We start from the raw sequence: 10867 nt of genomic DNA, 5'->3' as shown, positions 1-10867 counted from the left end.
TCGGCTGCGGGAGTAAATGCTCGATTCTTTTCCACAATTCGTCGTCAATGATTGGCTTATCCATGCCCTCGATCTCATCGCTACGATGCTCAAGGTTAACAGGATGCCCATGGAGTTAACAGCCCCTTCAACGTCTTTTTGAAACCACCTCTAAGTGTTTCTCGCAAAAATGCCCTGTTGGGCGGCTATGGACTAGCTATTAATGGGCCCTTCATCAACGACATAAATCTAAGCGCGCGGACCGAAAAGACATGTTGACGGCCTGCCAAATAGGTCGCAAGGACATCATCACGGACTGAAGCAAGCCTTTCATCGACTCATCTGGAATCGCGCTCGCGTTAAGCGAGCCGAACGGCCGCCTTCAACACCGTATAGGCGCTCGACATTCTGCTGATTTTCAATGCGACGGAACTCGACCACCGCCTACACGGAATACTCGCCTTGCGCGCGTAAGCTGGATCCCGTGACCTGACGGCGAAACGTCACGGGGCCGCCCGTCTCAACCCGAAGTCTCCCGCAAAGGCTCTGGAGGAACGACAACCTTCACGCGCCCCGTCTTAACGTCATAGACCACACCCGACACGACGAGGCTATCGTCAAGATCCCTATTCGCGCGAATCGCAGCAACATCAATAGCCACCGCCTCATACGGATCGGTGACAGCGAGACCATCAAGCTTGTCTAACTCAACATCGAGATGCTTCGCCAACAAAGCAGGCGCATGCTTATAGCACCCGATGATCCCGCAATCCGTATGCTGGAGCAGCACAAGATTCCGCGCCCCATCGGGCCGTCCTGCGGCCTTCGAGACGACCTTCAGCACCGCCAGTGTTTCCAGCAGGTTCTTGTTAACCCGCCCGCCAACATTACGAATAACAGCCGCCTCCCCCTGCTTCAACCCAAGCACGAAAGAAGGATCAACCCTCGGATCAACACATCCGACGACGATGGTCCCTGTCGACGGCATCATCTTCAACTCCGGTGCGAACTCGGCATTCGCAAACTCTGCATTGCGGTCCAGCAAGACATCGTTGAGGTTCATTGCCCGCTCCTTCATACACGGTTCAAAAGCTGCTCGATTAGACTCCACGCGTCTCATGCATCACATATCAAGCGACGCGCAGTCGACGATCACACGCAAGAAAGAGTTCAAGCAATCTCGTCCAACCCACCTACCGCCTCGTTACCCACCGCAACCCCCGACCTCTCCACAACATGCAACTTCGGCTCCCGATCGATGACAAGCCCGAGCACATCCGGCCGACTGTAATGCCCTCGTGAATCCATCATCCGTTTGCGCTTATCGATCTGCCAGAAGTCCAGATCCGCAATGACTTCGCCTTCACCCTCCCTCAACGGCGCTCCACCCAGAAACTCCCCATCAGGCGAAACAATCGCGGTAAAACATCCGCTAGAAATCGGCCCGACCTGAGTCGTATTGGTATCCCGCAAAATCTGCTGCTGCTGCTCAGAACTCAGCCAAGCCGTAGCGTTGACGACAAACGCCCCTGCCTCCAGCGCGTGCTGCCGGATATTCACCGAAATCTGCTCCGAAAAAAGATCCCCAGCAAACGACCCCGGATACATAGCCGAATGAATTTCTTCCCCATCGGCCATGAGCGCATAACGGGCGAGCGGATTGTAGTGCTCCCAGCAGGCCAACTGTCCAACCCGCCCGACAGCCGTATCAACAGCCCGCAGCCCCGACCCATCACCCATTCCCCAGACCATTCGTTCGTGATAAGTCGGCGACAGCTTCCGACGCCGCTGCACGAGCGTGCCATCGGCACCGAACAGCAGTTGAGTGTTGTACAGCGTCCCACCGTCGCGCTCATTGACGCCGATGGACACCACCATCCCCGCCTGCCGCGCCGCTTCACCGATTGCCCGCGTCGTATCCGAAGGCACCGTCACCGCCTGCTCCATCAGCTTGTAATGCTCAGCCCCCATCGCAAACGGCGACTCGATAAACGAAAAGTACGGATAATAGGGAACGACGGTCTCAGGAAACGTCGCAAACTGCACCCCCTGCCTACCAAGCTCCAGAATCTTTCCAACGACCTTATCAACAGTCCCTTCCCGGCTATAAAGAACAGGTGCGATCTGCACAGCGGCGGCCCGAATGATTTTCGACATGACAGTGATCCTTGTTGCTGCGAAGCGGTGAGAGAAGTGCTTGTACCTTATCGTCGCGAGCTATTACGATCCATGTCGTTGTTGCCACCTTTCATGACATCCCCAAACCCAGAACCACAGGCCCAAAGGATCAACCATGCACCGTGTTGGCTTCATAGTGCCGAGAAGATTCCAGATGATGAGCCTCGCAGCCCTGACGGTGTTTGAGATCGCGAACCTTCCGCACGGAGGCCAAAGCTACGACGTCCATGTGTTGTCTGAACGAGGTGGTCCGGTGGAGTCTTCGGGCGGCATGAAGCTGGAGACTGAAGCTTTCGGCGATACCGCATTCGACACGGTCATCGTAGGCTCCATCACGGAGATGAGCATCCCGTCTTCCGCCCCAGCCGTAGTGGCGTTCGTGAAAGAAGCAGCCAGAGCATCAAGAAGGATCACATCGATATGCAGCGGCGCATTTGTCCTGGCCGAAGCCGGGCTGCTGGACAGCAGGCGCGCCACGATGCACTGGGCGCATGCAGCAGAATTCAGGGCGCGGTTCCCGAACGTCATCACGCAGGAAGACCGGATCTTCGTCAACGACGGCCCCATCTGGACGTCAGCCGGCATGACGGCGGGCATCGATCTCGCGCTGGCATTGCTCGACAATGACCTCGGCGCCGAGACCTCAAAAAGGGTCGCACGGCTCCTCGTCATGAATCAGCGTCGTCTTGGCGGGCAGATGCAGCACTCCGCATTGCTCGACATGACGCCCAAGTCAGACCGTATCGAGCTCGTCCTCACGCACATTCGCCGCAACCTGCGCAACCCGCTCACCATCGAGGAACTTGCCGACGTCGCCAACCTCAGTCCTCGTCAATTCAGCCGAGCCTTCGCGGCAGAGACGGGGCAATCACCGGCCAAAGCCGTGGAGCAACTTCGCCTGGAAGCAGCCCGATTCATGATTGAACAGGGCCGGCATACGATCAACGTGGTGGCACAGGAAACGGGGTTCGCGGACCGGGAACGGATGCGTCGCGCGTTTCTCCGTACCTTTGGCGTGCCCGCAGACATCTTGCGCAGGAGCGCCCGGCGAGAACCGGCCACGGACAACTAAAGCGCGCGATCACATCAATGCGCCATAGCCGCACGATTACCCTGTTCCCCCCGAACCAGCATCCATCCCATCCCGCGTACATTCCGAATCAGCGCACGCCCATACCGCTTGCGCATTGAATGAATAAGCACGTCGAGGGCATTGCTCTCGACTTCCTTGCCCCACCCATAAATCCGCTCTTCCAGTTGCGAGCGCGAGAGTATCGCCCCAGGCCGTTCAAACAGCGCATGCATAAGCGCGAACTCCCGCGCCGACAGCAACGAAGCCGCCCCATCCCTCCACAGGGTCCGGTGATCGAGATCGAGCCCGATCTGTTCATCGCCGATACGCGACGTCGCATACCCCGCCTGCCGCCGCAGAACAGCACGAATCCGCGCGAGCACTTCACGCTCGTCGAACGGTTTGATCACGCAGTCATCCGCGCCGATATCGAGACTGCGCACACGCGCATGCGGATCGCTCGACGTGGTGAAGGTCAGGACCGGCACCTTGTTGCCCGCTTCGCGCGAAGCACGCAGCAGATCAAGCCCGCCACCACATTCAAGCCCAAGATCGAGCAGCACAAAAGCGTAATAAGCTGCATGAATGGCAAGCCCGCCGGCGCGAGCATCGCGCACCCAGTCGACTTGATAATCCGCTTCCTTCAGCGCACGAAAAAGGCTTTGACCGACTTGCAGATCGTCTTCAATGAGTAACACGCGCATGATGTCCCTTCTTTCCTGGCGACGGTTCGTCGCGATCAATTCAAGGAGGCTGAACTACGTCTGTTCATTCGAGATCCAAACTAGGGTGAACAGACGCTTCAGAAGATGAGCCCGGCGCCGCGTTTCGTTGATTGCGATCAGTCGAGCAATTGCAGTGTAGAGCGATCAATTGTGCATGTCTGTCCTATCGAAACAGGACAGAGATGTATCGTGCATCAGCCGAGCAATGCCGTCAGCGCGACGAGTTCGCGCTGAGTCGTGATGCCGAGCTTGGCAAGCGCGCGTTGCTTGTACGTAACCACACTAGCCGGAGAGAGTTCGAGCATCGCGCCCACGGTCTTCGCGGTCTCACCGCGTCCGAGCAGCTTCGCGACACAGCGCTCGCGTTCCGATAACGCCGTATGCCACTTCACCGACACCTCACGTGGTACGCGAGGCGTGGCGCACAGCCGTGTATGAATCGAAACGAGGGAAGCGAGCAGCTCGGTAAAGGCCCAGATGCGCGCCTTGTCCTGATCCGTGAAGCAGCCCATTTCCTTCGAGCGATAGAGGCTGAGATAAGACATGTGCTCCACATCGGGAACGACGATGGACAACTTGTCCACCAGGCCCGGCTCCACGAAGAAGCGCTCGAAGTAAGCTTCATTGAACGTCGATGCGGGCATCAGGGACCGCATCGACGGCGTGGCCAGCGCGTCTCCAGAGATAGAGAATTCGCGCACCAGCGGATCTTCCCGATAGCATCCGCCGATATACGCCTGCGTCAATTGCGCCCCAACACCAATGCCAACACCAGCACCTCTGCGGCGGCTCGCAAACGCCGCCATTTCTGCATGTCGCGGCTTGACGTTCACCAGTGCACAGTGATCGATCTCGACAAGTCCTTCGAGCGCACCAATCAAGCCGATGCCGAAGTCCTCGGTGCCAGCCGAGCGGACGCAGTGAGAGAAGGGAAGAATGCCTGCACAGTCTCGCGGGTTCATAAGATTGCTCATAGCCTTGAAAACGATGCCGTGGGATCGCGCTCGGGCACCATGAGCAGATAGTCGACTGAGCGCAGGTCGTCTACCACTGCGAATGCGCGGCTCAAAAGCACGCGTCACTCCGTCTGAACCAGCGGGAAGCTTACTATCCGCTATATGTCCACTTGAATACCAGTGGTTCAGTGGGCGCTATCTTAAGAACGCCAAACAAGCCAGTCTTGTCACTGCAGCCAATAAAAAGCGACGATTTCAGCACAATTTCATGATTCGGTATTCGCACGGTCGTGCAACTGGTCCTATAGATGTCGCATCGCAGCAAATCAATCCGAACGTTCGGGACGGCTCGTCGTTTTACGGCATATGCGTGTCGCGGGCTGGATGGTTTTCGATTCTTCCGCGTGGCTGGCGCCGAACCCGCCAGGGCAACCATCGCACCCATAACTTTGCGCTAACAGACGCGGCCTACATTCATGACTGGACACTGGTTCTCACCTGAGAAAGCAGATTGATCCAAATCCCCTCACTTTGGAGAAGCATCATGAATGCAACCGTGAATCTGACCAACGAGCAAGTCATCAACGACCTCATCTCGCCGCAGGATCAAGCGTTCACGCTGCCCGAAGGCATCGTCGCCGACGGCACAGATTTGGTTCCCACCGTCCAATACCTGATGTGACCGCACGCGGGGTGGGCAGGTGCTACGCCCTCATGCAGTCGCTCGCCGCCCCGCACCTTTTCCGTTCATGCGGACGCGTCATGCGTTCGCCAGTCCGATGAAAACCTCTCCTCGATTTCTCCGTGAACCGGACCCATGGCAAGACTTCGTGCTGCCGTCATCCGGACGCAGCACCGTCATACGCACCGCCTTGCAGGAGAACATGAAAGACTCTCTGCAAAAGGTTCTGCTACAGATCGCTCGTGTATTGCCGGATTCAGCTGCCGGTCTTGGCGAAGAAGTCGAAGGACTGGATACCGCGCGACGCTTTTCTCCGCGTCTGTACTTCGACTACTTCACTTTGCTTCAAGGCATGGCGAAGTCGGACGTGCGTGCCGTCGCCGCGCGCTGTGCCGCCTTGCGCCGATGTCTGCACATGCCTTACGCGGATCGCTTCGAAGTTCGCGAGCGAATGGATGAAATCACGCTGTCGTTCATGCGCGCTCATCGCGCCGCGACGCTTTCCGAAGCAAGTCATCTCGCGATTGACACACACGAATCCGATACGTACCTCGATTACACCGATAGCATTCCGCGCTGGATAGCCGCATCGGCGCGGCGTCATCTCGAGACGCTGCAAATGGCGCTCGCCGCGAGCGAGCCTCATCTCGCGGACGAACTCTCCAGTCTGGTTTCCGTCGTGCAGTTGATGCCGCAGTCGTTTTCCGCCGAAGCCGCATCGAGTCTTTCGGCGTTCGGTATGGTCCTCGTGCGGCCGCCGATGGATACGCCCGAGAAATCCACGCATTTCTTTTACTTCGATCGCATCGTTCACGAGTCCGCGCATATCTATCTCAACATGCTCATGACCTTCGACCCACTGCTGACGAATGGCGCAGCGCTCGCCGCGTCGCCTGCGCGGCAGACGCTGCGGCCCCTGAAGGGCGTTCTGCATGCGCATTTCGTGTTCTTCCGTCTGCTGCATGCCTATCGGCACGCGCCGGACGCTATTCGCCGCACGGAAGCGCCCTGTCCGCCGCGCGCCGAGATGGACCGCATGAGCCTTTCCGCGCTGCCGCAGTCCCTTCGCTGCACGAGAGGCCGTCTATCTCGACAAGTTCATCCAGGGGGACGCGATCCTCCGGTCATCGGCGGCATTCACGCCGTGCGGCCAGCGCTTTTTCGATGCAATGACGGAGACCCTGTGTCATGTGTGATTCTCCTTTGCGCGTGCTCGAGCAACGTCTTGTCGAGCGCTTGAGCCAGTTGACGCCGCATCCCGACACGCTGCTGGAGATGGGATGCGGCGAAGGCCGCACGCTGCTCGCCTTGAAACACGAGCACGGCATGCACGTCAGTGGCGTGGACGTATACGAGCCTTCACTGTCCGCCTTGAAGCACGCTGGCATCGATGCCAGAGCGTGCGACATGCGCCGCCTTCCATTCGAAGACAACTCCTTCGACTGGGTGCTGATCGCCAACTCGTTGCATCACATAGCCAATCCCAAGGACGCAATCCGGGAAGGCGCGCGCGTGGCCCGCCATGGTCTTGTCATTTGCGAGCCATGGCTGGACCAGACGATCGCTTCGCAGCGCACGACTTGCACACTGTGCGAATGGTCGAATGCATTGCTGCAAAGCTTTGGATTCTTTCATCGTGCCGGCTTGTCCGCTGGCGAGATTCTTGAATCAATCGACTTCGCGGCGGTGTCCGCCGAAGTGCATCAGGAACTGCACATTTCACGCTGGGACGTTCAGCACTGGCTTGCGGACCTCAAACCCTGGATCGACAAGCTATCCCACGATCACTACCTGCGCTGGCGGCTCAATCACTTGCTCAAGACCTTGCCCGTGGGCGCAGCGACCGAAGCCGGTCAGACGATCGTTGTCGTCAGGAAGGCGCCCGCGCGCGCAAACGCATAACTTCGTAGAGGGACTTTCCGTGAAACTTCAGAGACAGGTCATTGTTATTGTCGGTGCGGACCGCAAGGGCTTCTATATTGGGCCGACGCTGCATGGGCGCGGTTATCAATGCGTGCATGTAAGAATGGGTCCGATTGCGGCGGAGCCAGCTTCGGCGTGCCCCGACTGGTGCAGCCGCGAGTTCCAGCTGACATCGCACGATGACGCGGCAATCCTCGAACTCGTCTCCCAACTGAAGCCCTACCGGATCAAGGCTATCGTCGTGGCGGGGGACAGCGGCGTCATTCCCGCGAACAAGCTGGCCCAGTTCTTCGACGTTCCCTGCAATCCCGCCGGCAGTTCACACCTTCATCGCCACAAGTACCATATGGTCGAGGCGCTGCGCCTCAATGGCGTACCGTGCGCGGCGCAATTCCATTCGCATGATCTCGATGCCATCCTCAAGTGGTATGAAACGTCCGGCTTCAGGCGCGTGGTCATGAAGCCCGCGCTCGGCGCGTATTCGGACGGCGTCGGCATCTGCGAAAGCAAGGCCGAGATCGCCGCTATCTTCGAGCGCAATATCGGCCGCTTGAATGTAGTCGGCGAGCTCAAGGATGAATACGTCGTCCAGGAATATCTGGAGGGCCGGCATTTCGTCGTGAATACCGTGTCAGTAGAAGGGCGGCACTTCGTGACGGATATCTGGCATGAAGTGAATCATCAGCGGGGCACGCAGATCATCGATGAATACGCAAACTCGGTACGCCGCGACGCCCCCGAGTTCCCCGTTCTGTCAGCCTATGTGCACGACGTCCTCGATGCATTGCAGATCCACAACGGCCCCGCCCACACGGAAGTCATGCTGACGGCAAATGGCCCGCGTCTGATCGAAACGGGGGCGAGGCTTGCAGGCGGCATCGACTATTCGGTCGTCGAGGAATGCAACGGTTATAGCCAGATATCGGTACTGGCGGACAGTGTGGTCGCGCCTTATCTCTTCGATGCCAGGCAGTCGGCATGCGTGAAGGCGCCCGCGCGTCATGCCCGCTTCATCTACATGAATTCGCAGTTTGCCGGTACGGTGGCCTCGCAACCCGATCTCGCGTGCTTCCTGTCCGTGCCCGGCCTGATGAGCATCAAGCTGACTTTCGGAAAGGGCGCGAGACTCGAACGAACCGGGCAGACGTTCGGACATCCCGGTTACGCGATGCTAGTCGCGGATAGCCCGCAACAACTGGCCCGCGATTACGCCCACTTCCGCGCGATCGAAACCAGGTTCTTTCACGAAGCCACGAAACCCGATGCAGACGCTCAATGGGAGCACGCAGCATGAACCACACCCTATGGCTACGCGCCGAATACAGAGCAAAGGAACGTCGGACCCCGCTGATTCCCATTCATGCGGGCATTCTGGTCAAGAACGGTTTCAGGGTCTGCGTCGAATCATCGGAGAAGCGCATCTATCCCAACTCCGCTTATTCGGACGTGGGATGCACGCTTGTCGAAAGCGGCAGCTGGCGTTTCTCCCATCGTGACACGCTGATTCTCGGCCTCAAGGAATTGCCTGATGCGACATTCCCGTTGCGGCATCGGCATATGTATTTCGCGCATGCCTATGAGCGGCAGCAGGGGTCGGCCAGTCTGCTCGAACGCTTCGAACGCGGCGGCGGCTTCCTGTACGACCTCGAACAGATCAAGGACAACTTCAGCGCGCAACTGGTCACGGGCGGCGCGGGCTATCTCGCCGGCATGGCCGCGGCAACGGCATGCCTCGACATCTGGAAGCAAAAGCAAGGCGTCCGCGCCGGGGCCTACCACGTACCGGATGAATTCCCGAACGTAAGCGCTCTCGTCCAATATGCACGAGCCATTGTCCGCAATGATTTCCGCGCACCGCGCACGCTGGTGATCGGGCATCGCGGGAAGTCCGGCAGCGGCGTGACGTGGCTGCTCGACGAACTTGGACTCGCGTACGATCGCTCACCGAAGATCACGCCAGATCACCCCGAGCTTCGTGAGCGGCTTCACGACTACGAACTCGTCTTCAATTGCGTCAAGCTTGCCGCCGATACCCCGCTGTTCCTGAACGATGCAATGATCGGCCCGCATACGAAGATCAGGTTAATCGGTGACGTGAGTTGCGAGGCAACGCATCCACGCAATCCGCTTCCGCTGTATACGAGTCCGACAAGCTTTGCCGCGCCGGTCCGCCGCGCGAAGTCGGGCATCGACATCATGGCCATCGATAACATCACGGCGATGCTGCCCGTGGAATGCAGCGACATGCTGAGCGAGCAGATCTTTCCCTATCTCTGCTATTTCATGCTTGCAAGAGATATACACGACGCCTCGCCTTTCCGGCGCGTGGTCGATGCATTCCACTCCGCCTGCACCGATGCGAAACGCACTGCATCGACGGCTGCCTGACCCGCTTCAATGCGACGACACATACTCTGCATTGTCGAACGCTGCCGGTATGGCGAAACTCTCGCGCATGCGTCGGGTTTCCGCCGCCGGCGTCAGGCCGAACAAGCGTTTGAATTCCCGATTGAACTGCGATGCGCTGGCATAGCCCACAGCCATGCACGCCGCCTCCGCGGTCAGTTCCTCTCGCACCATCAGCAAGCGTGCCTGATGAAGGCGCGTCGACTTGACGTATTGCATCGGCGAAACCTGGGTAATGGTCTTGAAGTGACTGTGAAAGCTCGGCACGCTCATTCCGGCTTCATCGGCCAGTTGCGTGACGTCGAGCGCTTGCGCGTACCCGGCGTGGATCATGCGCAATGACCTCCCGATCCTCCCGAACTGCCCGCGCATGGCCAGCGCTTCACGCATCGCGCTGCCCTGCGCTCCGGTGAGCACCCTGAAGTAAAGTTCGCGCAGCAGGCCCGGACCCAGCACGGCGGCCTCCAGCGGCCTGTGCAGCGCTTCGAGAAAGCGCAGGACGGAGCCTTGCATCGCATCGTCCATGGGCGTTGACATCATGCTTTGAGGCGCCTGCACCGGCGCCGCAAATCCTGAGCGATCGATCTCCACCGCAAGTTCCGCCGCCAGCGTGAAGTCGAGATGGAGATACAGTGCGAGCAAAGGGCGCTCGGCGCTTGCATCGGTTTCCATGCTGAACGGTACGGGCACGGACACCGCCAGATAATGATCCTCGTCGTACAAATACAGACGCTCGCCGAAATACCCGCGCTTGCGCCCCTGACACACGATCACAATGCCCGGGTCATACAGAACCGGCGTGCGCGCCAGCGGCCGGTTCGAGCGCAGGATGCGCACGCTGGGCAGCGTCGTGAGGTTATAGCCTTCCTCGGGCGCGAGCGAGCGCAGCAGCGCAATCGTGCGTTTGCGGCCAGATGAGGACTGAGTGTTCATAGTTTTAGGCAAC

At 58.9% G+C, this 10867-nt stretch carries 11 protein-coding genes; 6 read left to right on the top strand and 5 right to left on the bottom strand.

From position 1 onward, the window contains the following. Positions 1 to 499: 499 nt before the first annotated feature. Together QCE63_RS19785 and QCE63_RS19780 are read right to left on the bottom strand one after the other, a co-directional pair. On the bottom strand, positions 500 to 1042 hold the full coding sequence (locus QCE63_RS19785; RefSeq protein WP_309835324.1) for a carbonic anhydrase: 543 nt from the start codon (positions 1040 to 1042) through the stop codon (positions 500 to 502). 107 nt (positions 1043 to 1149) lie between these two features. Beyond that, positions 1150 to 2136 (bottom strand): nitrilase-related carbon-nitrogen hydrolase, encoded by a 987-nt coding sequence (locus QCE63_RS19780; RefSeq protein WP_309835323.1) that lies wholly within the window; start codon positions 2134 to 2136, stop codon positions 1150 to 1152. 136 nt (positions 2137 to 2272) lie between these two features. On the opposite strand from QCE63_RS19780, the gene QCE63_RS19775 reads away from it, so the two are divergent. Continuing rightward, positions 2273 to 3229, top strand: coding sequence for a GlxA family transcriptional regulator (locus QCE63_RS19775; RefSeq protein WP_309835321.1), 957 nt, complete (start codon positions 2273 to 2275; stop codon positions 3227 to 3229). Between the two features lie 14 nt (positions 3230 to 3243). Here the strand turns inward: QCE63_RS19775 and QCE63_RS19770 are convergent, their stop codons facing one another. Continuing rightward, positions 3244 to 3933: a response regulator transcription factor gene (locus tag QCE63_RS19770; RefSeq protein ID WP_309835320.1), complete on the bottom strand. Its 690-nt coding sequence runs from the start codon at positions 3931 to 3933 to the stop codon at positions 3244 to 3246. A 215-nt stretch (positions 3934 to 4148) separates the two neighbouring features. Further along, positions 4149 to 4916: a helix-turn-helix transcriptional regulator gene (locus QCE63_RS19765; RefSeq protein ID WP_309835318.1), complete on the bottom strand. Its 768-nt coding sequence runs from the start codon at positions 4914 to 4916 to the stop codon at positions 4149 to 4151. A 538-nt stretch (positions 4917 to 5454) separates the two neighbouring features. Here QCE63_RS19765 and QCE63_RS19760 point away from each other — a divergent pair. The 5 genes from QCE63_RS19760 to QCE63_RS19740 all read left to right on the top strand — a co-directional run bounded on the left by QCE63_RS19760 (position 5455) and on the right by QCE63_RS19740 (position 9903). After that, a complete protein-coding gene (locus tag QCE63_RS19760; protein ID WP_309835316.1) occupies positions 5455 to 5592 on the top strand; it encodes a hypothetical protein in 138 nt (45 codons plus the stop codon). Between the two features lie 67 nt (positions 5593 to 5659). After that, complete coding sequence (locus QCE63_RS36885) at positions 5660 to 6832, top strand: aKG-HExxH-type peptide beta-hydroxylase (protein WP_404990146.1); 1173 nt, start codon at positions 5660 to 5662, stop codon at positions 6830 to 6832. Then, positions 6781 to 7494, top strand: coding sequence for a methyltransferase domain-containing protein (locus tag QCE63_RS19750; protein WP_309835314.1), 714 nt, complete (start codon positions 6781 to 6783; stop codon positions 7492 to 7494). The genes QCE63_RS36885 and QCE63_RS19750 overlap by 52 nt, the downstream gene beginning before the upstream one ends. Before the next feature lie 19 nt (positions 7495 to 7513). Beyond that, positions 7514 to 8809: an ATP-grasp domain-containing protein gene (locus QCE63_RS19745; protein WP_309835313.1), complete on the top strand. Its 1296-nt coding sequence runs from the start codon at positions 7514 to 7516 to the stop codon at positions 8807 to 8809. After that, positions 8806 to 9903: a hypothetical protein gene (locus QCE63_RS19740; protein WP_309835312.1), complete on the top strand. Its 1098-nt coding sequence runs from the start codon at positions 8806 to 8808 to the stop codon at positions 9901 to 9903. Before QCE63_RS19745 ends, QCE63_RS19740 begins: the two co-directional genes overlap by 4 nt. 6 nt (positions 9904 to 9909) lie before the next feature. On the opposite strand, the gene QCE63_RS19735 is transcribed toward QCE63_RS19740, so the two are convergent. Continuing rightward, a complete protein-coding gene (locus QCE63_RS19735) occupies positions 9910 to 10854 on the bottom strand; it encodes an AraC family transcriptional regulator (protein ID WP_309835311.1) in 945 nt (314 codons plus the stop codon). Positions 10855 to 10867: the final 13 nt, after the last annotated feature.

Source organism: Caballeronia sp. LZ065 (assembly GCF_031450975.1).
Taxonomy (GTDB): Bacteria; Pseudomonadota; Gammaproteobacteria; order Burkholderiales; family Burkholderiaceae; genus Caballeronia.
The sequence above is the reverse complement of the archived record's forward strand: the minus strand, read 5'-3'. Positions and strand labels throughout refer to the sequence as shown.

What these genes read in the sequence shown, in the direction of transcription:
- QCE63_RS19780 (WP_309835323.1), bottom strand. Translation starts at nt 2,136, where the DNA reads ATGTCGAAAATCATTCGGGCCGCCGCTGTGCAGATCGCACCTGTTCTT.
- QCE63_RS19785 (WP_309835324.1), bottom strand. Translation starts at nt 1,042, where the DNA reads ATGAACCTCAACGATGTCTTGCTGGACCGCAATGCAGAGTTTGCGAAT.
- QCE63_RS19740 (WP_309835312.1), top strand. Translation starts at nt 8,806, where the DNA reads ATGAACCACACCCTATGGCTACGCGCCGAATACAGAGCAAAGGAACGT.
- QCE63_RS19765 (WP_309835318.1), bottom strand. Translation starts at nt 4,916, where the DNA reads ATGAACCCGCGAGACTGTGCAGGCATTCTTCCCTTCTCTCACTGCGTC.
- QCE63_RS19750 (WP_309835314.1), top strand. Translation starts at nt 6,781, where the DNA reads ATGTGTGATTCTCCTTTGCGCGTGCTCGAGCAACGTCTTGTCGAGCGC.
- QCE63_RS19770 (WP_309835320.1), bottom strand. Translation starts at nt 3,933, where the DNA reads ATGCGCGTGTTACTCATTGAAGACGATCTGCAAGTCGGTCAAAGCCTT.
- QCE63_RS36885 (WP_404990146.1), top strand. Translation starts at nt 5,660, where the DNA reads ATGCGGACGCGTCATGCGTTCGCCAGTCCGATGAAAACCTCTCCTCGA.
- QCE63_RS19760 (WP_309835316.1), top strand. Translation starts at nt 5,455, where the DNA reads ATGAATGCAACCGTGAATCTGACCAACGAGCAAGTCATCAACGACCTC.
- QCE63_RS19735 (WP_309835311.1), bottom strand. Translation starts at nt 10,854, where the DNA reads ATGAACACTCAGTCCTCATCTGGCCGCAAACGCACGATTGCGCTGCTG.
- QCE63_RS19775 (WP_309835321.1), top strand. Translation starts at nt 2,273, where the DNA reads ATGCACCGTGTTGGCTTCATAGTGCCGAGAAGATTCCAGATGATGAGC.